20 protein-coding genes and 2 pseudogenes are annotated in these 21,040 nt (G+C 74.7%); 10 read left to right on the forward strand and 12 right to left on the reverse strand.

Annotation, left to right across the window (positions count from 1 at the left end; all coding sequences use genetic code 11):
- Window positions 1-4 precede the first annotated feature (4 nt).
- Both CIK06_RS08315 and CIK06_RS08320 read right to left on the reverse strand, forming a co-directional pair.
- Entirely contained in the window at window positions 5-1,321 is a 1,317-nt protein-coding gene (locus CIK06_RS08315; RefSeq protein WP_095564345.1) for a ribonuclease D, read from the reverse strand.
- Between the two features lie 158 nt (window positions 1,322-1,479).
- A complete protein-coding gene (locus CIK06_RS08320; protein ID WP_095564346.1) occupies window positions 1,480-2,052 on the reverse strand; it encodes a DUF3000 domain-containing protein in 573 nt (190 codons plus the stop codon).
- Window positions 2,053-2,179: 127 nt separating this feature from the next.
- Here CIK06_RS08320 and hemE point away from each other — a divergent pair, with 127 nt between their 5' ends.
- The 5 genes from hemE to CIK06_RS08345 all read left to right on the forward strand — a co-directional run bounded on the left by hemE (window position 2,180) and on the right by CIK06_RS08345 (window position 7,019).
- Window positions 2,180-3,250 (forward strand): uroporphyrinogen decarboxylase, encoded by a 1,071-nt coding sequence (gene hemE, locus CIK06_RS08325; RefSeq protein WP_095564347.1) that lies wholly within the window; start codon window positions 2,180-2,182, stop codon window positions 3,248-3,250.
- A gap of 1 nt (window position 3,251) precedes the next feature.
- Window positions 3,252-4,658, forward strand: a complete 1,407-nt coding sequence (gene hemG, locus CIK06_RS08330; protein WP_095564348.1) for a protoporphyrinogen oxidase — start codon at window positions 3,252-3,254, stop codon at window positions 4,656-4,658.
- Window positions 4,655-5,377 carry a hydrogen peroxide-dependent heme synthase gene (gene hemQ, locus CIK06_RS08335; protein WP_095564349.1) on the forward strand — a complete coding sequence of 241 codons (723 nt, stop codon included), beginning with the start codon at window positions 4,655-4,657 and terminating at the stop codon, window positions 5,375-5,377. The genes hemG and hemQ overlap by 4 nt, the downstream gene beginning before the upstream one ends.
- A 358-nt stretch (window positions 5,378-5,735) precedes the next feature.
- Complete coding sequence (locus tag CIK06_RS08340; protein ID WP_095564350.1) at window positions 5,736-6,605, forward strand: helix-turn-helix transcriptional regulator; 870 nt, start codon at window positions 5,736-5,738, stop codon at window positions 6,603-6,605.
- A 138-nt stretch (window positions 6,606-6,743) separates the two neighbouring features.
- Window positions 6,744-7,019, forward strand: a complete 276-nt coding sequence (locus CIK06_RS08345) for a DUF2087 domain-containing protein (protein ID WP_232534081.1) — start codon at window positions 6,744-6,746, stop codon at window positions 7,017-7,019.
- Here the strand turns inward: CIK06_RS08345 and CIK06_RS08350 are convergent.
- Complete coding sequence (locus CIK06_RS08350) at window positions 7,004-7,486, reverse strand: GNAT family N-acetyltransferase (RefSeq protein ID WP_095564352.1); 483 nt, start codon at window positions 7,484-7,486, stop codon at window positions 7,004-7,006. The genes CIK06_RS08345 and CIK06_RS08350 overlap by 16 nt on opposite strands.
- A 240-nt stretch (window positions 7,487-7,726) precedes the next feature.
- Between CIK06_RS08350 and CIK06_RS08355 the strand changes: the two genes are divergently transcribed.
- Window positions 7,727-8,359 carry a hypothetical protein gene (locus CIK06_RS08355; protein WP_095564353.1) on the forward strand — a complete coding sequence of 211 codons (633 nt, stop codon included), beginning with the start codon at window positions 7,727-7,729 and terminating at the stop codon, window positions 8,357-8,359.
- Window positions 8,360-8,544: 185 nt separating this feature from the next.
- On the opposite strand, the gene CIK06_RS08360 is transcribed toward CIK06_RS08355, so the two are convergent.
- Complete coding sequence (locus tag CIK06_RS08360) at window positions 8,545-9,390, reverse strand: TrmB family transcriptional regulator (protein ID WP_095564354.1); 846 nt, start codon at window positions 9,388-9,390, stop codon at window positions 8,545-8,547.
- A 254-nt stretch (window positions 9,391-9,644) separates the two neighbouring features.
- Here CIK06_RS08360 and CIK06_RS08365 point away from each other — a divergent pair, with 254 nt between their 5' ends.
- The gene (locus CIK06_RS08365; protein ID WP_095564355.1) at window positions 9,645-11,624 is read left to right on the forward strand and encodes a putative Ig domain-containing protein; all 1,980 of its coding nucleotides are present in this window, start codon (window positions 9,645-9,647) and stop codon (window positions 11,622-11,624) included.
- 67 nt (window positions 11,625-11,691) lie between these two features.
- Here CIK06_RS08365 and CIK06_RS08370 read toward each other — a convergent pair whose 3' ends face one another.
- From CIK06_RS08370 to msrB, 3 genes and pseudogenes are all read right to left on the reverse strand, one after another.
- Window positions 11,692-11,952: a Prokaryotic metallothionein gene (locus CIK06_RS08370; protein ID WP_095564356.1), complete on the reverse strand. Its 261-nt coding sequence runs from the start codon at window positions 11,950-11,952 to the stop codon at window positions 11,692-11,694.
- 201 nt (window positions 11,953-12,153) lie between these two features.
- A complete protein-coding gene (locus CIK06_RS08375) occupies window positions 12,154-12,528 on the reverse strand; it encodes a hypothetical protein (protein WP_095564357.1) in 375 nt (124 codons plus the stop codon).
- 65 nt (window positions 12,529-12,593) lie between these two features.
- A pseudogene (gene msrB, locus CIK06_RS08380) lies at window positions 12,594-13,009 on the reverse strand (peptide-methionine (R)-S-oxide reductase MsrB).
- A gap of 136 nt (window positions 13,010-13,145) precedes the next feature.
- Between msrB and CIK06_RS08385 the strand changes: the two are divergent.
- The gene (locus CIK06_RS08385) at window positions 13,146-13,640 is read left to right on the forward strand and encodes a PH domain-containing protein (RefSeq protein ID WP_157756652.1); all 495 of its coding nucleotides are present in this window, start codon (window positions 13,146-13,148) and stop codon (window positions 13,638-13,640) included.
- Window positions 13,641-13,677: 37 nt separating this feature from the next.
- On the forward strand, window positions 13,678-14,706 hold the full coding sequence (gene ligD, locus CIK06_RS08390; RefSeq protein ID WP_095564359.1) for a non-homologous end-joining DNA ligase: 1,029 nt from the start codon (window positions 13,678-13,680) through the stop codon (window positions 14,704-14,706).
- 78 nt (window positions 14,707-14,784) lie between these two features.
- Here ligD and CIK06_RS08395 read toward each other — a convergent pair whose 3' ends face one another.
- The 4 genes from CIK06_RS08395 to CIK06_RS08410 all read right to left on the reverse strand — a co-directional run bounded on the left by CIK06_RS08395 (window position 14,785) and on the right by CIK06_RS08410 (window position 19,111).
- Window positions 14,785-15,228, reverse strand: coding sequence for a GNAT family N-acetyltransferase (locus tag CIK06_RS08395; RefSeq protein ID WP_095564360.1), 444 nt, complete (start codon window positions 15,226-15,228; stop codon window positions 14,785-14,787).
- A 9-nt stretch (window positions 15,229-15,237) separates the two neighbouring features.
- Window positions 15,238-16,833, reverse strand: a complete 1,596-nt coding sequence (locus CIK06_RS08400; RefSeq protein WP_232534082.1) for an alpha/beta hydrolase — start codon at window positions 16,831-16,833, stop codon at window positions 15,238-15,240.
- 132 nt (window positions 16,834-16,965) lie between these two features.
- The gene (locus tag CIK06_RS08405; RefSeq protein ID WP_095564361.1) at window positions 16,966-17,529 is read right to left on the reverse strand and encodes a hypothetical protein; all 564 of its coding nucleotides are present in this window, start codon (window positions 17,527-17,529) and stop codon (window positions 16,966-16,968) included.
- Between the two features lie 511 nt (window positions 17,530-18,040).
- Window positions 18,041-19,111, reverse strand: coding sequence for an ATP-dependent DNA ligase (locus CIK06_RS08410; protein ID WP_095564362.1), 1,071 nt, complete (start codon window positions 19,109-19,111; stop codon window positions 18,041-18,043).
- A gap of 150 nt (window positions 19,112-19,261) precedes the next feature.
- Here CIK06_RS08410 and CIK06_RS08415 point away from each other — a divergent pair, with 150 nt between their 5' ends.
- Complete coding sequence (locus tag CIK06_RS08415) at window positions 19,262-19,732, forward strand: DUF1990 family protein (RefSeq protein ID WP_232534269.1); 471 nt, start codon at window positions 19,262-19,264, stop codon at window positions 19,730-19,732.
- Window positions 19,733-19,876: 144 nt separating this feature from the next.
- Here CIK06_RS08415 and CIK06_RS08420 read toward each other — a convergent pair.
- Window positions 19,877-20,793 (reverse strand): annotated as a pseudogene (locus CIK06_RS08420) (DNA-3-methyladenine glycosylase).
- Window positions 20,794-21,040 lie beyond the last annotated feature (247 nt).

A 21,040-nucleotide genomic window follows, 5' to 3' on the forward strand; every position in this document is an offset into this window, starting at 1 on the left:
CGCCTCAGTCGGCCGCCGGCAGCGCGGCGGCCAACTCGTCGGCGATCAGCCCGAGCTGCCACTCCCGGGCGCCGAACCCGCGCAGCGTCTCGGCGACCGAGTCGGTGCGGATCTCCGCCGGTGGCGTCCAGGCGAGCCGGCGGACCGAGTCGGGGCTGATCAGGTTCTCCGGCGGCAGGTTGTGCTCGGTGGCGATCCGGGTCACCACGGCCCGGCAGCGGGCCAGCCGGGCCGCCGCCACCGGATCGCGCTCGGCCCACCGGTGCGGCGGCGGCGGACCCTCCACCACCGGGCTCACCGGCAGCGCGTCGTCGGCGAGCTGGCGCGCCTCGGCCAGCGCCTCCAGCCAGGTCCGGGCCAGCCGGCGGACCGACCGGCCGCCGAAACCGGGCAGCGTCAGCAGGGTCCGCTCGTCCCGCGGGTCCAGCTCGGCGGCGGCGATGATCGCCGCGTCCGGCAGCACCCGGCCCGGTGCCGAATCCCGCCGGGCCGCGATGGTGTCCCGGGCGTACCACAGGGAGCGCACCCGGGCCTGCGCCCGCGCCCCGCGGACCCGGTGGATGCCGGAGGTACGCCGCCACGGGTCGACCCGCGGCCGGGGCGGTCGGGAGGCGGACGCGACGAGCGCCGCGAACTCCTCGGCCGCCCACTTCTCCTTGCCCTGCCGCTCCAGCTCCGCGTCGAGCGCGTCGCGCAGTTCGGTGAGCATCTCCACGTCGAGCGCGGCGTAGTTGAGCCAGGACTCCGGCAGCGGCCGGGTGGACCAGTCCGCCGCCGAGTGGTGCTTCTGCAGCGTGTAGCCCAGCAGTTGTTCGGTGAGCGCGGCCAGGCCGACCCGTTCGAAGCCGGCCAGCCGCGCGGCCAGCTCGGTGTCGAACAGCCGGCGCGGCCGCAGCCCGATCTCGGCCAGGCAGGGCAGATCCTGGCTGGCCGCGTGCAGCACCCACTCGGCCGGTCCGATCGCGGCGTCGAGGGTGGCCAGGTCGGCCAGCGGCAGCGGGTCGATCAGCACGGTGCCGGCGCCGGCGCGGCGGAGCTGGACCAGATAGGCACGCTGGCTGTACCGGTAGCCGGAGGCGCGCTCGGCGTCGATGGCCACCGGGCCGGTGCCGGCGGCGAACCGGGCGACGACCTCGGCGAGTGCGTCCGCCGTCTCGATCGGCTCGGGTACGCCCTCGTGCGGGGTGAGCAAGGGCACGGGCCCCGGGGCCGCCGGGTCGGGGCTCACCGTGGCTTCCGGCTCGGGCGCCGGCGTGGGGTACGGCTCGTCCCCTGCTCGGCGGTGCGCGGCCCGACGGCGCAGGGGTGGTTCGTCGGTCACCTGACAACTCTAGTCGTCCCGGCGCCGGGAGCCCACGCAGGTCCGCCCCGGCGCGTCGCCGAAGGTCCCTCGGCGGTGGTATTGCCCCGCTTTGTCCCTATCGCGAGCGGACCGGGACGGCCCGGCGGGGACGTACCGGGTCTCAGACGCCCGCCCTCTCAGGCCGCGCCCGCCGGCCGCCGCTCCGGCAGGGCGCTGACCCCCGGCGGCGGCAGCCCGGCCGTGGAGGCCAGCAGCGTGCACCAGGCCAGCAGGTGCGCGGCGAAGTCCTGGCTCACCGGGGTCCACGAGGCACGCAGTTCCACGTCGCCCGCGGCCGGCGGCCCGGCGAGGTCACCGAAGCGGGTGGACACCGTCTGCGTCACCGTCCCACCCAGCGCGCGGTGCGTGGCGCCGTGCGCCTCCAGCGCGTCGGTGAGCCAGGTCCAGCCCACGCCGGGCAGCAGGGGGTCGGCCGCGAGATCCACCTCAAGCTCGGCCGTCACGTACGTGACCAGCCGCAGGGTGCCCTGCCAGGCCTCGTGCCCGGCCGGGTCGTGCAGCAGGATCAGCCGGCCGGTGGCCACCTCGTCGCCGTCGCGCAGCACGGTGGCGCTGAGGGCGAACGCGTACGGTGCCAGCCGTTGCGGCGCCCCGACCTCCTCGATCTGGATCTCCGGACGGGGGGTCACCGAGCGGAGCCCCGACACCGCGCGGCTGAACAGCTCCGGGAGCGCGCTCGGGGGTGCCATGCCCGCAGCCTATGCCGATCCCGTCCGCCCGGGTCTCCCGGCACGCCGGGGCCGCCGGACAAGCCGGCGTCACAAATCCGGGCGGCCGTCGGCGCCCGGTGCGGGCCGCGTGGCACCATGGGCGCCGATGAGCACGACGAGCACGGGCGGCGCCGCCCACAACGGCACGGTGACCTCCCGCGCGGCGCTGGTCCGCGCCGCCCGCGGCGAGCCGGTGCCGCACACACCGGTCTGGTTCATGCGCCAGGCGGGCCGGTCACTGCCCGAATACCGGGAGATCCGCGCGGGTGTTCCCATGCTGGAATCCTGCCGCCGCCCCGAACTGGTAACCGAGATCACCCTCCAACCGGTCCGCCGGCACGGTGTCGACGCGGCCATCCTGTTCAGCGACATCGTCGTGCCGGTCGCCGCGGCCGGTGTCGACCTGGACATCGTGCCGGGCACCGGACCGGTGGTGGCCCAGCCGATCCGTACCGCGGCCGACGTGCGGCGACTGCGCCCGATCGGGCTCGACGACGTGGCGTACGTCGACGAGGCCGTCCGGCTGCTGGTCGCCGAGCTGGGCGAGACGCCGCTGATCGGCTTCGCCGGCGCGCCGTTCACGCTCGCCAGCTACCTGGTCGAGGGCGGGCCGTCGCGCACCCACGCCCGGACCAAGGCCCTGATGTACGGCGATCCGGAGACCTGGCACGCGCTCTGCGCCCGGTTGGCCGAGATCACCGGCGAGTTTCTGCGCATCCAGGCCCGGGCCGGCGTTTCGGCGGTGCAGCTCTTCGACTCCTGGGCCGGCGCGCTCTGCGCCGCCGACTACCGGCGGTTCGTGCTGCCGCACTCCCGGGCCGTGCTGGACGGGCTGGCCGATGCCGGCATCCCGCGGATCCACTTCGGGGTGGGCACCGCCGAACTGCTGGGCGCGATGGGGGAGGCCGGCGCCGACGTGGTCGGCGTCGACTGGCGGACGCCCCTGGACACGGCCACCGCGCGGATCGGCCCCGGCCGGTCCGTGCAGGGCAACCTGGACCCGTGCCTGCTGTTCGCGCCCTGGCCGGTGCTCGAAACCGAGGTACGGCGGATCCTCGCCGAGGGGCGGGCCGCGCCCGGACACATCTTCAACCTGGGACACGGCGTGCTGCCGGAGACCGACCCCGGCGTGCTGACCCGGGTGGTCGAACTGGTGCACGCCGCGTCGGCGCGCTGACATGCGGGCCGGGGCGCGGATCGCCGTCATCGGCGGCGGGATCACCGGGCTGGCCGCCGCGGTGCGGCTGCGCGACCGCGCCCCGGCCGGCACCGAGATCACCGTGTACGAGCGGTCCGGCGCGCTCGGCGGCAAGCTGAGCACCGGCACCCTGGCCGGGTCCATGGTGGAACTGGGCGCCGAGTCGTTCCTGCTGCGCGACCCGAGCGGCGCCGACTCGGCCGCGGTGGAACTGGCCCGGCGGGCCGGCCTGGGCGACGAACTGGTGCACCCGACGGTCGGCCGGGCGGCCCTGGCCATCGGCGGCGACCTGCGGCCGATACCGCCCGGCACGCTGGTCGGCGTACCCGGGGATCTTGCCGCGGTGTCCGCGGTCGCGCGGCCGGACGCGGCGGCCGACCGGGACAGCGGCGGCCCGCTGCTGGCCCCGGACGCCGACGTCGCGGTCGGCGCACTGGTCCGGCGGCGGCTGGGCGACGAGGTGGCCGACCGGCTGGTCGACCCGATGCTCGGCGGGGTGTACGCCGGCCGCGCCGACGAACTGTCGCTGGCCGCCACCATGCCGGCGCTGGCCCGCACCGCCCGCACCGAGCACACCCTGGTGGCGGCGGTTCGCGCCGCCCAGGCCGCGGCGCCGCGCCGCCCCGGTGCGCCGGTCTTCGCCACCGTGGCCGGCGGGCTCGGCCGGCTGGTCGCCGCGGCGGCCACCGCCAGCGGCGCGACCGTACGGCTCGGCAGCACGGTCCGGGAACTGCACCGCACCGCGGCCGGCTGGCGGCTGGTGCTCGGACCGGTTCCGGAACCCGAACTGGCGCAGGCCGACGCCGTCGTGCTGGCCCTGCCGGCCCGCCCGGCCGCCCGGCTGCTGACCGGGATCGACCGCTCGGTGGCCGAGCGGGTGGGCCGGCTGGACTACGCGAGCGTCGCGCTGGTCACCCTGGCCCTGCCCGCACCGGCGCTGCCGGCGCTGTCCGGCTTCCTGGTCCCCGCGGAGGCCGGCAGCCTGGTCAAGGCCGCCACCTTCGTGACCACCAAGTGGGGCCACCTGGCCCGACCCGACGGCGTCGCGCTGGTCCGCGCGTCGCTGGGCCGGCACGGCGAGCAGGAGCGGCTGCACCGGTCCGACGCCGAACTGGCCGCGCTCGCGCACCGGGAACTGGGCGAACTGACCGGGGCGCCGCTGCCGGCACCCATCGACCGTCACGTGCAGCGCTGGGGCGGCGCGCTGCCGCAGTATCCGCCCGGCCACCTCGCCGAGGTGTCGGCCGTCCGGGCGGCACTGCGCGCGGCGCACCCCACCCTCGTCGTGGCCGGCGCCGGCTACGACGGCGTGGGCATCCCGGCGTGCGTCCGCTCCGGCGAGACGGGCGCGGAAGAGGTTCTCAAGGCCCTGGAGGCATCGGCATGACAGCGGAATTCGGAGACAGCGCCGGCCAGACCAACGCCGCGCGGCTGCGCGAGCTGAACGAGACCATCCGGTACACGATGTGGTCGGTGTTCCGGGCCGACAGCGCGCTGCCCGCGCTGCGTGACGGGATGACCGGCGAGGTCGAGTCGCTCATCGAGGAACTGGCCGGCAAGGACGTGACCGTGCGGGGCACGTACGACGTCTCGGGCCTGCGCGCCGACGCGGACATCATGGTCTGGTGGCACGCCGGAAACAGCGACGCCCTCCAGGAGGCGTACGGGCGGCTGCGGCGTACCCAGTTCGGCCGGACCCTGGCACCGGTGTGGTCCCAACTGGCGCTGCACCGCCCGGCCGAGTTCAACAAGAGCCACATCCCGGCCTTCCTGGCCGGCGAGCCGGCCCGCGCCTACCTGTGCGTCTACCCGTTCGTCCGGTCCTACGAGTGGTACCTGCTGCCCGACGCCGAGCGCCGGGAGATGCTGGCCGAGCACGGCCGGCTGGCGCGGGGCTACCCCGACGTCCGGGCCAACACGGTGGCGTCGTTCGCGCTCGGCGACTACGAGTGGATGCTGGCGTTCGAGGCCGACGAGCTGCACCGGATCGTCGACCTGATGCGCGACCTGCGGGCATCGAGTGCCCGGCGGCACGTCCGCGAGGAGGTCCCGTTCTACACCGGTCGCCGCCGGTCGGTCGCCGAGCTGATCGCCGCGCTGCCCTGACCGCGCTGCCCTGACCGCCGCTTCGCCGCGCTTTCCCTGCTGCCCTGACCGCCGTGATCAACTCGTCTTCGGTGAAGTCGGGGTGTCCGGGGCGGCACTATGCCCCGACTTCGCGGAAGACGAGTTGATCTTGACGTCTCCGGCGTGCGCGAGTCGATCCTGACGCCTCCGGCGCGGGTGCCGGCCCAGTGCGCTGGCCCCTCTGCGGCTGGCCCTCCCTGCTTCGAACTGGTGTCCATAGCGTCGATCCCGAGTCGACCCGGCCGCCGCGGCCCGTCCGCTCCCCGCCGGCGCCGGCCGGCGGCCGGACGCCTGCGGCGGGTCCGGGCAGCCCGGCGCGAGAGGGAGGGATCGCCCGATGGACCAGCCCGATTCGACCGTGCCCCGGCGCCAGGTGGGCCGCTGCCTCCAGCAGCTTCGCGACCGGGGCAACCTGTCGATGCGTACCGTGAGCGAGGCCGTGGGATGGTCCCGGCAGAAGCTGTGGCGGATCGAGCGCGGCCTCGGCCCGGTCCGGCCCGCGGACGTCCGGCTGCTCTGCGCGTTCTACCAGGCGCCGGCCGACCTGGTCGGAGCGCTGCTGGTGCTGGCCCGACAGGCGCCGGCGGCCGGCTGGTGGCGCGCCGACGAGGAGATCCCGCCGGACCGGCTCGACCCCTACCCGGCGATGGAGGCCGAGGCGGTCCGGCTGCGTTGCTACGCCGGCGAGCTGCTGCCGGCGCTGCTGCGCACGCCGCGGTACGCCGAGGAGGTGGCTCGGATCGAGCATCCGGACTGGTCGGTCGAACAGCGCGCCCGGTACGTCCAACGGCAGGCCGCCCGGCGGCAGCGGATCCTGGACCGCCGCACCGGCACACCCCGGGCGCCGGAGTTCGTCCTCGGCGAGACGGTGCTGCGGCGGCCGATCGCCGACGCCGCGGCCATGTCCGAACAACTGGCCCGCCTCGCCCGGCTGGCCGACGGCTCGACCGTGCGGGTGCGCGTGCTGCCGCTGGCCGCCGGGCCGCATCCGGCCGCAGCCGGTGCCTTCACGCTGCTCGACTTCGCCGCTCCGGGTGGCCGGGCCGGCGAGCCGAGTGTGGTCCACCGGGCGGGGCCGACCGGTGCGCTGTACCTCGACCGGCCGGGCGACGTGGTCCGGCACGCGGCGATCTGGGCCGACCTGGTCCGGCGCTCGCTCTCGGAACTGGAGTCCGCCGCTCTCATCGCCGCCTTCGCCAACGGCTGACCGCGCCGCTCGGGCACGTCCCGGTCGGGGCCGGGCACGTCGGAGCCGGGCACGTCGGGGCCGGGCACGTCGGGGCCGGGCACGTCGGGGCCGGCGCACGGCGGGATGCCGGGTTGCGGCCGTCGGTACGGTGCGGAAATGAGTCTGGACCGGGATCGCGTGCTGCGGACGTTCCTCACCGACGGCCGGCTGGTGAGCATGCCGGCCCGGGCCGGGAAACGCCGGATCCTGCTCGAACACATCGCGACGAGGTTCGAACCGGGCGTGCGCTATCCCGAGTCCGAGGTGAACATCATGCTTCGGGCGATCTACCCGGCCGACTGGGTGGCGCTGCGGCGGTACCTGGTGGACGAGGGGCTGCTCGACCGCGCCGACGGGTGGTACTGGCGCAGCGGCGGCTACGTGGAGGTGTGAGCGGCGGTGCCGTTCGCGGCGGTGGCCGCTCGGCTCATCGGCACGTGCCGGATGCCGTCCTCAAGGTACTCGGCGCCGGCGACCGTGAAGCCGTGCCGGGCGTAGAGGTCGACCAGGTGGGACTGGGCCGACAGCACGCAGGGCCGGTCTCCGACCAGCGCCAGCGCCTCGGTCAGCAGCCCGCCGGCCAGGCCGGCGCCGCGGGCCGCGCGGGCCACCGCGACCCGGCCGATCCGGCGGCCACCGTCCGGTTCGGCGAGCACCCGCAGGTACGCCACCGGCGCGCCGTCCCGCTCGACCCACAGGTGCCGGGTCTCCGGCTCGACATCCCGGCCGTCGATATCCGGGTAGGCGCACTCCTGCTCCACCACGAAGATGTCCATCCGCAGTCGGAGCAGGTCGTACAGGGTCCGGGCGTCGAGGTCGGCGAACCCGGCGACGTGGCATCCGGAGGGCGGCAGCGGCATCCCGTGATGGTAGGACGCCGCGACGCCGGCGGGTCCGGTCGCCCCGGCAGGCCGCCGCCCCGGAGCCGTTGTGCGCTGCGGCCGGCCTCCGCCGGGGTCGTTGTGCGCTGTGGCGGGCCGCCGTGCCGGGGCGTTGTGCGCCCCGGCCGGCCGTACCCGGGGCGTTGCGCCGCGGCGGGTGGGGCGTACCGGGGTCGCCCGGGGCGCAACCGTCGCGGGGCGCGGCGCGTCCAACCCGGCATGCGGACACCGATCGTCGTCGCCCTGGCCGCGCTCTCGCTCGGCCTGGTGGCCTGCGCGGACGCCCCCTCCGCCCCGGTGGCCGGCGGCCCCGGACGGGCACCGGTCACCGGCACCGCCGGCGCCGCACCCGCCGGTTCCTCGCCCAACGGTCCCGGCGGGCCGTCGGAGGCCGGCGCGCCGTCGCCGGGCGCCGGCTGCGCCCCGGAGCCGACCCTGCCGGAGCCGACCCTGCCGGAGCCGACCCTGCCGGAGGCGACCCTGCCGGGGGCGGCCGGCGTGCCGGGGAGTGCGGTCGGGTCCGGCCCGAGCGCGGGGGCCGGTGCGGAGGCCGTGCTGACCCCGGCGGACGACGGCCGGTCGATCTGCCTGCTGCCGGGACAGCGGCTCGCGGTCCGCCTGCCGGGCACCGCCGCGGCGCCCTGGTCGGCCGTGACGGTACGCGGCGGCGCGCTCGTACCGGTCGGGCCGGCGCCCTCCCCGGTCGGCGGCTCGGTGGACGCGACCTACCTGGCCACCCGGGCGGGCGTCGCGACCGTGAGCGCGAGCCGGCCGGTGTGCCCGTCACCGGCGGCGGACCGGCTCGGCTGCCATGGGCTGCGGGCGCTGACCGTCACCGTCACCGTGGACTGACCCCGCCGGCCCGCCGGCCCGCCGGCCCGCCGGCCCGCCGGCCCGCGGGGCCGCGCGGCCCGCGTCGGCAGCGGCCCGGGGCATCGCGCCGGGGCCGTCGCACCGGGCGATCGTGCCGGGCGATCGTGCCGGGGCATCGTGCCGTGCCGTCGCGCCGGGGCCGGCATGCCGGGGCCGGCGTTGGATCAACCGGAGGCGGGGGTGGCGCCGTCGTACGGCTCGGCGGTGGTCCAGACCGTGTCGAAGGCGTGGGTGAGGAACCGGGCCAGTTCGGTGTGCTCCACGACCAGCGTGGTGACCGATTCGGCCGCCGCCAGCGGGTCGGTCAGCGACATCAGCACCCGGGAGTCGTCGGCGATCGACATCCGCATCGGGACGTCCTGGGCGAGGCGCACCTGCGCACCCTGGGCGGCCAGCAGGGCGATCTCGCCCGCGCCGGCGGCCTCGTCGAGCAGGTCGTACTCGAAGACCGCGCGCAGGTCGCGCAGGGTGGACCGGAGCCGGTAGCCGGGCTTTGCCGCGGTGCCCGCCGGTTCGCCGGCCGGCTCGATGCCGCGCCGGTCGCCGGCCGGTCGCTTCTCCATGATCAGCAGTCGACGCCGGGCGCCGCCGCACATCTCGTCCCGGCTCTGCCGCAGCGGCGCACCGTCGCGCAGCACGGTGACGAAGTCGAGCGGGTCGGCGACGTCCTGACCGCTGGACCAGGACGGTGCCAGGTCCCGGGCCAGGTCCCCGGCGCTGCGTTCGAGCCCGTCGAGCGCCTCCCGCTGCTCGCTGATCAGCCGGTCCACCGCCTCCTTGGGGTCGATCGCCGCGTACTGGGTGGACCGGCCCGGCCGGGTGAGCACCAGCCCACGCTCGAAGAGGCTGGCCAGGACGTCGTAGATGCGCTGCCGGGGCACGGTCGCCGCCCGGGCCGCCTCGGCCGCTGTGGACGATCGCCGCCGGATCAACGCCAGGTAGACCTTCGCCTCGTACTGGGTCAGGCCGAGTGCACAGAGATCCATGAGCCAGCGGGAGGGATCATGCATGGCTGCACGCTAATAGGTCGTGCCGCCGCCCTGCATCCTCCGCCGGTCCGAAGGGGCACGGCCGAGCCGGCCGAAACCGGAGATATACCACAGCCACTGATTGATTTCCATGCATTGCCTCCGTCGTGATGATCGGCCTAGGCTGCCGCACGACACCACTCGCAGTGGTGTCAGAGCGCTCCCGTGGGGGTGCCGACCCGGGCCGGAGCGCCGGACGGGCGGCAGGAGGTTGTCGTCGGTCGGAGAGGACCCAGATGATCCATCAGCACCAGCCAGCCACCCGCTGGACATCCCGACTAGGACTCGCCCTACTGTCGGCCGCCACCCTCGCGGTCGCGGTGGGGGCGGCGGCACCGGCCGCGTCGGCGCAGCCCGCCGCGGCGACCGGCACCGCACACGTGGTCCGGTCCTGCGCCCGGGCCACCAAGCCCGGCACGATGGCCTGCATGGCGCTGCGCCGTACCGATGTCGGAGCCGGCGCGCAGGCCACGGCCTCGATCGCGCCCGACATCAACCCGTCGGGACTCAGCCCGGCCAACCTGCAGAGCGCGTACAAGCTGTCCACCAGTGCCGGCAGCGGGCAGACGGTGGCCATCGTGGACGCGTACGACGATCCGAACGCCGAGTCGGACCTGGCCGTCTACCGGTCCCAGTACGGCCTGCCGGCCTGCACCACGGCCAACGGCTGCTTCAAGAAGGTGGGCCAGACCGGCTCCACCACGTCGCTGCCGAGCGCCAACTCGGGCTGGGCGGGTGAGATCTCGCTCGACGTCGACATGGTCTCCGCGGCCTGTCCGGCCTGCAAGATCCTGCTGGTCGAGGCGAACTCCGCGAGCGACACCAACCTCTACACGGCGGTGGACTACGCGGCCGCGCACGCCAGGTTCGTCTCGAACAGCTGGGGTGGTTCCGAGTACTCCGGGCAGACCACCGACGACTCGCACTTCAACCACCCGGGCGTGGCCATCACGGTCAGCTCCGGTGACGACGGCTACGGCGCGGAGTACCCGGCGACCTCCCGGTACGTCACCGCGGTCGGCGGCACCTCGCTGACCACCTCCACCAACAGCCGCGGCTGGACCGAGAGCGCGTGGAGCGGCGCCGGGTCGGGCTGCTCGTCGTACGACAGCCTGCCGAGCTGGCAGACCGTCTCCACCGGGTGCAGCCGGCGGGCCGAGGCCGACGTCTCCGCGGTGGCCGACCCGCAGACCGGCGTGGCCGTCTACCAGACCTACGGCGCCTCCGGCTGGTCGGTGTACGGCGGCACCAGCGCCTCCGCCCCGATCATCGCGGCCGTCTACGCGCTGGCCGGCACGCCCGGCTCGGCCGACTACCCGGCCAGCTACCCGTACGCGCACCAGGGCAACCTGTTCGACGTCACCTCGGGCAGCAACGGCAGTTGCGGCGCCAAGTTCTGCGCCGCCGGTACGGGCTGGGACGGCCCGACCGGGCTGGGCACGCCCAACGGCAGCGCCGCGTTCGCCCCGGGCGGCAGCGGCGGCGGGGTCACCGTGACCAACCCGGGCAGCCGGACCGGCACGGTCGGCACCGCGACCAGCCTCACGCTGTCCGCCTCCGGCGGCACCTCCCCGTACACCTGGACCGCCACCGGCCTGCCCTCGGGGTTGTCCGTCAGCAGCGGCGGGGTGATCTCCGGAACCCCGACCGCCGCCGGCACGTACCCGGTGACGGCGACCGCGACGGACAGCACCGGTGCCAGCGGCTCGGCGTCGTTCACCTGGACCATCAGCGGCTCCGGCGGCTGCACGGGCGCCGGGCAGAAGCTGGCCAACCCCGGTTTCGAGTCCGGGTCGACGTCCTGGACCGCGACCTCGGGCGTGATCACCACGTCCTCCGGTGAGGCGGCGCACAGCGGCTCGTACAAGGCGTGGCTGGACGGGTACGGCTCGTCGCACACCGACACGCTGAGCCAGGCCGTGACCCTGCCCGCCGGCTGCTCCTCGTACGTCCTGAGCTACTACCTGCACATCGACACCGCGGAGACCACCACGTCCACCGCGTACGACACGCTGAAGGTTCAGGTGACCAGCGGTTCAACCACGACCACGCTGGCCACGTACTCCAACCTGAACAAGGCGAGCGGCTACAGCCAGAAGTCGCTCAGCCTCGCCGGGTACGCCGGCAGCAGCATCACGGTGAAGTTCCTCGGGGTCGAGGACTCCTCGTTGCAGACCTCGTTCGTCATCGACGACACCGCGCTCACGGTCGGCTGACCGTGCCGGTGGGGTCCCTCCGTACCCGGTGGGACCCCACCATCCTGGGGAGCGGTGGGCGTCCGGCTCAGGCGGGTCGGGCGCCCACCGCGTCGCGGATCTCGGCGCCCCGGCTGGTCTCCACCGCCCGGGCGCAGTGACCGCAGCAGAAGAATCGGCCGTCGACCTCCACGCCGTGTCCGACGATCTTCAACTCGCAGTGCTCGCAGACCGGCGCGAGCTTGTGCACCGCGCACTCGAACGAGTCGAACGTGTGCACGTCGCCGCTGACCGTCCGGACCTCGAAGGCCATCCAGTAGTCGTTGCCGCAGACCTCGCAGGTCGCCATGGCGCCCAACTCCTCTTAGTAGGACATCTACCCCCTGCTGCCCATAGTGCTGCAAACTCATAGAACGAACATGAGAACCGGCGAAATCGGGCGCCGGAGCGGCGGGGTGCCGGAGCTGCGCCGGAGCCGCGGTGGGGTGCCGGAGCTGCGCCGGAGCCGCGGTGGGGTGCCGGAGCCGCGGTGGGGTGCCGGAGTCGCGGCCTAGCGGCGGCGGCGCTGCACGACGTCGAGCACGACGAACAGCAGCGGCACCGCGAGCCAGAACTGGGCGGCCGTGTAGTGCCGCAGCTCGCCCGGGACGTCGACATCGGCGAGTTCCCGCTCCAGGGCGCCGGCCGGGGAGAGCGTGCCGGCGTGCACGGCCAGCGGGAGATAGTTCAGGCCGAGCCCGATCAGCCAGCCGCCGAACAGCACCCAACCGACCGACCCGGCCACGCCGAGGAGCCACCCGCCGAGGGCCAGGCAACCGACCGTGCCCAGGACGAACTCCGCCAGGATGATCCGGCGGCGCAAGCGGGTGCCCGCGCCGCCCCACATGTCGACGGCGGCCAGCCGCCGGACGTCCAACCGTGCCATCGTGCCTCCCCGAACTCGCTGGACCGGCAGTGGCACCGGATTCAACGGGGTCGGGGCGCGGTACGTCAACCCGCGTCGGCGGCCGGCTCCAGGTGCATCGAGACGGAGTTGATGCAGTACCGGGCGTTCGTCGGGGTGTAGCCCTCGCCGTCGAACCGGTGGCCCAGATGCGAGTCGCAGGTGGCGCAGCGGACCTCGGTCCGCACCATCCCGTGCGACCGGTCCTCCACGTAGCGGATGGCACCGGGCAGCGCCTTGTCGAAGCTCGGCCACCCGCAGTGCGAGTCGAACTTCGTGTCACTGGCGAACAACTCGGCGCCGCAGGCCCGGCAGTGGTACGTCCCGGGCGTCTTGGTCTCGACGTACTCGCCGGTCCACGGCCGTTCGGTGCCGGCCTCCCGCAGGACCCGGAACTCCTCGGGGAGAGCCGGACCCGCCACTCGTCCTCGCTGCGGGGCAACTCGCTCTTGTTCACAGCCACCCTTCCAGGGTACGGCGCCGACCGGCGCGCTCCACGGCAACGGGCGAGGATCACCCACGGCCCGGGTCGTCGTTGACCAGTTATGCGGGCGGCCACCCGGTCGGGTGGGGACTATCGGGGCCGGCACCAGGCCACGGTGCTGGCGATCTTCCGACCCACCTGGCGACAGATCGTGGCGCACGCCCTGGTCGCCGGATCGGTGACCCTGGCCGGGGTGCTGCTGCTGGGCGTCCTGTTCACCCTGGCCCGGCAGCGGTCGGCGGTCGGCCCGCGGATGCCGGTCGACCCGGCCGTCGCGGCGGGGCTGGCCGGTGCGCTGGTGCCGCTGGCCGCGCTCGGGTCCGGCCTGGTGCGCTGGCGCACGGGCGCGTGCATCAACTCCGCCGGGCTGCGTGCCGGCGGCCCCCTCGGGCGTACCACCTTCGTACCGTGGGAACGGGTGACCGACGTCCGCGCCGAGCGGCGGCGCCGCCACACGGTGGTGATGGTGTACGGCACCGACGGGGTGACCCGGCGGCTGCCCGCGCCGTACGACGGCGACCTGCTGGCCGGCGACGCCCGGTTCGAGCGGAAGCTCTTCCTGGTCCAGCACCTCTGGGAGACCCACCGGAGCTGGGGCGTCCCGGGTTGACCACGGCGGGCGCCGGGGTGGCCTATCGTCTGAGAGCATGGTCGGCACCCCGAAGGCGAAGCCCGTCGAGGTCCAGGTGGCGGGGCACACCGTACGGCTCAGCAGCCCGGACCGGGTGATGTTCCCGGACCGGGGATTCACCAAGAAGGACATCTTCGACTACTACCTGGCGGTCGGTGACGGCATCCTGCGCGCGCTGCGGGACCGGCCCACCACGCTGCAACGGTTTCCCGAGGGTCTGGGCGGGGAGACGTTCTTCCAGAAGCGGGTGCCCACCCGTGGGGTGCCGCCGTGGCTGGGCACCGCCGAGATCACCTTTCCGAGCGGTCGGACGGCCCTGGAACTCTGCCCGGGCGACCTCGCGCACGTGGCGTGGGCGGCCCAGATGGGGACCGTGGTGTTCCACCCGTGGCCGGTCCGGGCCCACCAACCCGACCACCCCGACGAGCTGCGGATCGATCTCGACCCGCAGCCGGGCACCGACTTCGCGGACGCGGCGCAGGCCGCGATCGAACTGAACGCCCTGCTGACCGACCTGGGCGTGACCGGCTGGCCGAAGACCTCGGGCGGCCGGGGCGTGCACGTCTACCTGCGCATCCAGCCCCGCTGGACGTTCGTCCAGGTACGCCGGGCGGCGATCGCGCTGGGCCGGGCGCTGGAACGGCGCCGGCCCGACCTGGTCACGACTTCCTGGTGGAAGGAGGAACGCGGCGAGCGGGTGTTCGTGGACTACAACCAGATGGCCCGGGACCGCACCATCGCCTGCGCGTACTCGCTGCGGGCCAACCCCCGCGCGACCGCCTCCACCCCGGTGACCTGGGCCGAGCTTCCCGAGGTGGAGCCGGACGACTTCGATCTGCGGACCGTGCCGCAGCGGCTGGCCGGCGGGCCGGACCCGCACGAGGGCATCGACGACGACCCGTGGGATCTGACCCCGCTGCTGGAGTGGGCGGACCGTGACGAGCGGGACGGCGCCGGCGATCTGCCCTACCCGCCCGACCACCCGAAGATGCCGGGGGAGCCGATGCGGGTCCAGCCCAGCCGGGCTCGGCGCTCCGACGGCTGACGCGGCGCCGGCCGGCAGGTGAGGCACGCTCGCCGCCGGTCCGGCGCCGCGCGGGTCGACGGCTCAGGCCGCACCGGCTCAGAGGGCGAGCTTCATGCCCTCGTGGCTGTCCTCGAAGCCGAGCCGGCGGTAGAACCGGTGCGCGTCGGCCCGGGACTTGTGCGTGGTGAGCTGCACCAGGGCGCAGCCCCGGTCGCGGGCCCGGTCGATCGCCCAGGTCATCATCCGCGCGCCGATCCGTTGGCCGCGCCGGCCGGAGTGCACCCGTACCGCCTCGATCAGCAGCCGCTGGGCGCCGTGCCGGCTCAGCCCCGGGATGTAGGTGAGCTGCATGCAGGCCACCACCGTGCCGTCGTCGTCACCGACGATCAGCTCGTTGCGCGGGTCGGCGGCGATCTCGGCGAACGCCCGCCGGTACGCCTCGTCGACCTCGGTGCTGTCCCGGTTGCGCCCCTGCGCGTCGTCGACCAGCAGCCCGAGGACGGCCGGCAGGTCGGCCGGCACCGCCTCGCGAAAGATCACCCGCGCAGGCTATCGCGCCGGGCACCGCTTGCCGACCGGCGGGAGGGTGCCCTCGATCAGGTACGCGTCGACCGCGCCGGTGATGCAGGTGGTCTGCGGGTACGCCGTGTGGCCCTCGCCCTCCCAGGTCAGCACCCGACCGACGCCGAGCATGTCGGCCAGCCGCTGCGTCTGCTCGTACGGGGTGGCCGGGTCGCCGGTGGTGCCGACCACCAGGATCGGCGCGGCGCCGTCGGCCCGGCCGGTCGGGTACGGGTCGGCCGGTGCCGGCCACTCGGCGCAGCTCAGCAGCCCGGTGGCCAGCGGCGGCCCGAACAGCGGGTACGCGCTGCGCCAGCGGGGGAGCAGGTCGCGGGCCTGGTCGACCGTGGGCCGCTGCGCCTCGTCGGCACAGTTGATCACCAGGTTGGCGTCGAACTGGTTGGAGTAGTGGCCGCTGGCGTCCCGGTCGGCGTACCGGTCGGCGAGTTCGAGGATCGGGTCGGCGTTGCCCTCGGCCAGCTTCTGGATGGCGGTGGCCAACTCCTCCCAGCCCGACTCGGTGTACAGCGACGCCACGATGCCGTAGAAGATCCAGCCGGCGCTGGCGGCCCGGCCGTCGCTGCCGTGTGCCGGTGACACCCGGGCCTTGTCCAGCGCGGTGTTCACCGCGGCCCGGGCGTCCGGGGCGATCGGGCACTTGCCCGGCGTGCCGCGGCACCACGCCGCGAAGTCGTCGAACGCCTGCTCGAACCCCTTCGCCTGGCTCTCCGACCCGGCGATGGAGTCCTGCTTCGGGTCCACCGCGCCGTCCAGCACCATCGCCCGGACGTTGCGCGGAAAGAGCTGGGCGTACGTGGCGCCCAGCAGGGTGCCGTACGAGTAGCCGAGGTAGGTCAACCGCTGGTCGCCCACGGCGGTGCGCACGGCGTCCATGTCCCGGGCCGTCTGCTCCGTGGAGTAGAGGCTGAGCTGGTCGTCGTACTTGGCGGCACAGCCCGCGGAGATGCGCTTGCTGAGCGCGACCAGGTCGTCGAACTCGGCGGGGGTGTCCGGGTCCGGCTCGGCGCCGAAGGTGGCGTCCAGGTCGGCGTCGGAGATGCACTTGACCGGGCTGGACCGGCTCACGCCGCGCGGGTCGAAGCCGACGATGTCGAACCGCCGGGTCACCTCGTCGGGCAGGCCGCCGAAGGCGGCGCCGTACGACAGGTAGACCGCCGTGTCGATGCCGGACGCGCCCGGTCCACCGGGGTTGATCACGAGGGAGCCGATCCGGTCGGACTGCCGACTGGACCGCGCCCGGATCAGCGCGATGTCGAAGGTCCCGGCCGGCCCGGCGCCGCCGGGGCTGACCGTCGCACCCGGGGTGGCCCCGGCGGGCCACTCCCGGGGCACGCTGATCGTGGCGCAGTCGTACGTCATGTTCGGCGGCGCGCCGCGGTGGGTCAGGTCCCGGGGCACGTCCGGGCACGGCGTCCAGTTGGTGGCGCCCGGTGGTTGCCGGGCGGCCGCCGAGCGCTGCTTGCCGGTGTTGGGCGCGAACGGTGGCATCGTGCAGCCGCCGGCCAGCAGGGTGGCGGCGGTGACGCCGGCGAGTGCGGCGCGGGTGCGGGCAGTGCGGTTCACGAGTTTCCTTCCCCGTGATCGTCTTCGTGCTCAGGCTACGCCCTGCGTCCCGCTCGCTCGGCGCCGCCGCGAAAGGGCCCCGATGATCGGGGCCCTTCCGGCACTACCCAGCCATCCTGCACTCCCGGAGGGTCAGGCGTTCCAGTACTGACCCACCAGATCGGTCGCCTGCGACTCCCACTGCGCGTACGCATCCGGGTACGCCGACACCTGAACCTTCTGCGCCGCCTCGGTCAACGGCAACTCATGCCAGTTCGGCACATCCTTCAACGCCTTCTGGAACGCCGTCGTCGCATACTCCGGATCCGTGATCTCATCCGGCGAACCCCAACCCGAGGTCGGCCGCTGCTGGAACAGACCCAACGAATCATGATCGTTGGCCGCACCCAGATCACCCAGATTCTTCAACTTCGACTCCTGCATCGCCGTGGCCACCGAAATCACCGCGGCCCGCTCATCCAGACCGTTCTTCTTCGTAGCCGCCACGATCGCCTTGACATTCGCCTTCTGCTCATCACCCAGATCGACGTGCGACTGCCCACCCGAAGGCTGAGCCACCGCCACCGCCGACACACGATCCGCAGCCACCGCCGGACCCGAGGCCAACACACCCGTGACCGGACCGGCCACCACACCACCGGCAAACGCCAGACCGGCAACCGACAACACACTCTTACGCAGCATCGTGGTCTTCATCAGAAAAACTCCTCAAGGGGTCGGGGGAACTCCGGGGCGCGCGGCGCCGGAAAGGACTGCGCGCAGCGCCCGAAGGGTTCTGGGGGAGAGTGACGGGCGCACGCGGCGCCCGTACGAGCTGTGGGGTGGTGCCCGGAACGGGCTCCCGGGGGTAGGGGCCCTGCCCCGGGCACCGGACCCGTAACGACCGCGGGCCGGGCCGCATTCCGCGAGGCGGATCAACCCCTGCCTCGAACCCGCCGTCGATCGGGCGGGTGTGGCGCTGCGGCCGGCGCCGTTACTCGGTCGTACGGTGGATGTAACGACCCCGGGCCGGGTGGCATTCCGGCCGGCGGATGCCGCGGGTCACACCGTGAAGCCGACAATCGGGATCATCGCCGCCGTTCGGCGCGGATGATCCGGACATCCGGTCGGATACCCCACGCCGGGGATCCGGCCGGCACCGGCCGCGACGCGCTGTCGACGTCGGCAACCGGCCCGACCGGTGCGGCGCCGGGGCGGCTGGCCGCGGTCAGCCGCCGGAGAGGACGTCGGCGAGGTTGAACCGCACCGGCCGGTCGAGCTGGGCGTACGTGCAGGTCCGGGGATCACGGTCCGGGCGCCACCGTTCGAACTGGGTGGTATGCCGGAATCGTTCGCCCTCCATGTAGTCGTACCGGACCTCGACCACCCGTTCCGGGCGCAACGGCACGAACGAGAGGTCCTTGCCGGCGTTCCACCGGCTCTGCTCGTTGCGCCGCGGGGTCCGTTCCCCGCTGGTGTGCGCGGCCCAGTTCCACGGGTGCTCCTCGAAGCCGGTGACCAGCGGCTGGAGCTCGGTGAACAGCGCCTTGCGGGTGGCCATCGGGAACGCCCCGATCACCCCCACCGAGACCAGCACGTCCCGCTCGTCGTCGTAGAGGCCGAGCAGCAGCGAGCCGATCCGGTCGTCGCCCGACTTGTGCAGCCGGTAGCCGGCCAGCACGCAGTCCGCCGTACGCTTGTGCTTGATCTTGATCATGACCCGCTTGTCGGGCTGGTAGGCCAGATCGGGACCCTTGGCGATGAGCCCGTCCAGGCCGGCGCCCTCGAACTCGGCGAACCAGCGGCGGGCCGTGGCCTCGTCGCTGGTGATCGGCGTGACGTGCACCGGCGGCTCCGCCTCGGCCAGGGCCCGTTCGAGCAGCTCGCGGCGCTCGGCGAACGGCCGCCCGGTCAGGTCGTCGCGGTCCAGCGCCAGCAGGTCGAACGCGACGAAGCTGGCCGGGGTCTGCTCGGCCAGCAGGTTCACCCGGCTGGCCGCCGGATGGATCCGCTGCTGGAGCGCCTCGAAATCCAGGGTGTTGCGCCCGGTGTCGGCCACCACGATCTCCCCGTCGATCACCGCGCGGGGCGGGAAGTTGGCCAGCACCGCCCGGACGACCTCGGGGAAGTAGCGCGTCATCGGCCGCTCGTTCCGGCTGCCGATCTCCACCTCGTCGCCGTCGCGGAAGATGATGGACCGGAAGCCGTCCCACTTGGGCTCGTACAGCCGCCCGCCCGGGATCTCCCCGACCGGCTTCGCGAGCATCGGGGCGACGGGGGGCATGACCGGCAGTTCCATCCGGCCATCGTCGTCGCAGCCAGGCCGCCCTGTCCACCACCGCCGCGCGCCGCGGTGACCCGGCCCGTACGCTGTGCCGGCAGACGAGCGGGAAGTGGGTGACCGGTGCCGGAGCTGACCTACCCGGAGGCGGGCGCGACGCAGGCGGCGGTGACCGGCTCCGGCGGGCTGCCGGCGGGCTACCACCACCTGCACCACCGGGCCGAGCTGGACCGGGACGCCTTCCCGGCCGCCGCCGAGGCGGTGCTGAGCTGGCGGATGCACCGGGCGATGGGCCTGCGGGTCACCGCGAGCGCGCCCCGGGCGGCGCCCGGGGTCCACGTGGACGCCGCGGTGGGCGTGGGGCCGCTGCGGCTGTCCGCGCCGTGCCGGGTGGTCTGGGCGGTCCAGGACGAGCGCCGGGCCGGATTCGGGTACGGCACGCTGCCCGGCCATCCCGAGCGGGGCGAGGAGGCGTTCTGCGTGGAGCGGGACGCGCACGGGCGGGTCTGGTTCACCGTGACCGCGTTCAGCCGGCCGGACCGCTGGTTCACCCGCGCCGCCGGGCCGCTCGTGGTGGCCTTCCAGCACGGGTACGCCCGCCGCTGCGCCGCCGTGCTGCGCCGGCTGACCCGCCCCTGACGCCGGCCCGCCGGCCCGACCCGGTCCGGTCGGAGACGGCGGGCCGCCGGGCACTCGGGCCCGGTCCGGTCCGGTCGGAGACGGCGGCCGGCGTCCCGCCGGGCACTCGGGCCCGGCCCGGTCCGGTCGGGAGCCGGCGGTGCCTCAGTACCGGGCGAAGGACCGGATCGGCATCCGGGGCCGAACCGCGGAGCGTAGCGTCCGCCGGCGGCCAGCAGCAGGCAGACCCGTCCGCGGTGGCCGCGGAACGGTTCCAGCAGGGCCAGCATCCGGGCGTCGTCGCCGCGCGGCTGCTCCGCCAGCGCCCAGCTGACCATGTTCGGGATGTGGTAGTCACCGACGCTCACCGCGTCCGGGTCGCCGTACGCGGTCCGGACGACCTCGGCGGCGGTCCACGGACCGACGCCGGGGATCGCGACGAGCCGGCGGGTGGCCTCGGCGGCGTCGGCGCAGCGCTCCAGCCGGTCGGCCGCGGCGGCGGCCCGACGCAGGGTCTCGGCGCGCCGCTGCTCGACCCCGAACGGATGGAACACCCAGTACGGCGCCGCCGCGATGTCGGCGGGTGCCGGCGGCGTCCAGAGGTTGGCCACCGGGCCGGGGGCCGGCGAGCCGAACCGGCGGACGGTGGCCGCGTACGCCCGGAACGCCTCCTTGCCGGTGACCTTCTGCTCCAGGACGGCGCGCAGCAACCGGGGAAAGACCCGTCCGGTGGCCGGCATCCGGAGCCCGGCGAAGGTCCGGGCCAGTCCGGCCACCACCGGGTGCGTCGCCGCGCGTTCGGCGAAGCCGGTGAGGTCGTCGCGCAGCCCGGCCACGGCATCGGCCCGCTCCAGCAGCCAGCCCGCCCCCGGACCGTGCCCGGTGGCGACCAGCCGGGAGCCGGCGGGGCGCAGGCAGAGCGTGCCGGGGCCGTCCGGGGTGCGGGTGGACCACCAGAACGCGCCGTCGACCAGCCGGGCGCACGGGTCGTAACCGCCCATGGCCAACTCCCGGACCGTGCCGGTGAACCGGTAGCCGGGCGGCGGGGTGAGCACCCGTTCGTCGCTCCGGCCGGTCGTCACCGGCCCACTCTGCCACGACCGGCCGCCGGCCGGTGACGCGGCCGGCCGGCACCCGGTGGGCCGGGGCAAGGCGGGGCACGACCCGCCCGGGCGGAACCCCGGACACGGCGACGGCACCGGGACGCGGTGCGTCCCGGTGCCGTCCTTCCCGGAGCGGATCGACCGACCTGTCTGCGCCTTTCCGTCGCCGGCTGTCGCTGCTGGCACCGCCCTCCGGGGTGTGACCCCGGTGGGACCGGGCGTTGCC

It is taken from the genome of Plantactinospora sp. KBS50 (genome assembly GCF_002285795.1).
Taxonomy (GTDB): Bacteria; Actinomycetota; Actinomycetes; order Mycobacteriales; family Micromonosporaceae; genus KBS50.

What these genes read in the sequence shown, in the direction of transcription:
- CIK06_RS08320 (WP_095564346.1), bottom strand. Translation starts at nt 2,052, where the DNA reads ATGGCACCCCCGAGCGCGCTCCCGGAGCTGTTCAGCCGCGCGGTGTCG.
- hemE (WP_095564347.1), top strand. Translation starts at nt 2,180, where the DNA reads ATGAGCACGACGAGCACGGGCGGCGCCGCCCACAACGGCACGGTGACC.
- hemG (WP_095564348.1), top strand. Translation starts at nt 3,252, where the DNA reads ATGCGGGCCGGGGCGCGGATCGCCGTCATCGGCGGCGGGATCACCGGG.
- hemQ (WP_095564349.1), top strand. Translation starts at nt 4,655, where the DNA reads ATGACAGCGGAATTCGGAGACAGCGCCGGCCAGACCAACGCCGCGCGG.
- CIK06_RS08340 (WP_095564350.1), top strand. Translation starts at nt 5,736, where the DNA reads ATGGACCAGCCCGATTCGACCGTGCCCCGGCGCCAGGTGGGCCGCTGC.
- CIK06_RS08345 (WP_232534081.1), top strand. Translation starts at nt 6,744, where the DNA reads ATGAGTCTGGACCGGGATCGCGTGCTGCGGACGTTCCTCACCGACGGC.
- CIK06_RS08350 (WP_095564352.1), bottom strand. Translation starts at nt 7,486, where the DNA reads ATGCCGCTGCCGCCCTCCGGATGCCACGTCGCCGGGTTCGCCGACCTC.
- CIK06_RS08355 (WP_095564353.1), top strand. Translation starts at nt 7,727, where the DNA reads ATGCGGACACCGATCGTCGTCGCCCTGGCCGCGCTCTCGCTCGGCCTG.
- CIK06_RS08360 (WP_095564354.1), bottom strand. Translation starts at nt 9,390, where the DNA reads ATGCATGATCCCTCCCGCTGGCTCATGGATCTCTGTGCACTCGGCCTG.
- CIK06_RS08365 (WP_095564355.1), top strand. Translation starts at nt 9,645, where the DNA reads ATGATCCATCAGCACCAGCCAGCCACCCGCTGGACATCCCGACTAGGA.
- CIK06_RS08370 (WP_095564356.1), bottom strand. Translation starts at nt 11,952, where the DNA reads ATGGCGACCTGCGAGGTCTGCGGCAACGACTACTGGATGGCCTTCGAG.
- CIK06_RS08375 (WP_095564357.1), bottom strand. Translation starts at nt 12,528, where the DNA reads ATGGCACGGTTGGACGTCCGGCGGCTGGCCGCCGTCGACATGTGGGGC.
- ligD (WP_095564359.1), top strand. Translation starts at nt 13,678, where the DNA reads ATGGTCGGCACCCCGAAGGCGAAGCCCGTCGAGGTCCAGGTGGCGGGG.
- CIK06_RS08405 (WP_095564361.1), bottom strand. Translation starts at nt 17,529, where the DNA reads ATGAAGACCACGATGCTGCGTAAGAGTGTGTTGTCGGTTGCCGGTCTG.
- CIK06_RS08410 (WP_095564362.1), bottom strand. Translation starts at nt 19,111, where the DNA reads ATGGAACTGCCGGTCATGCCCCCCGTCGCCCCGATGCTCGCGAAGCCG.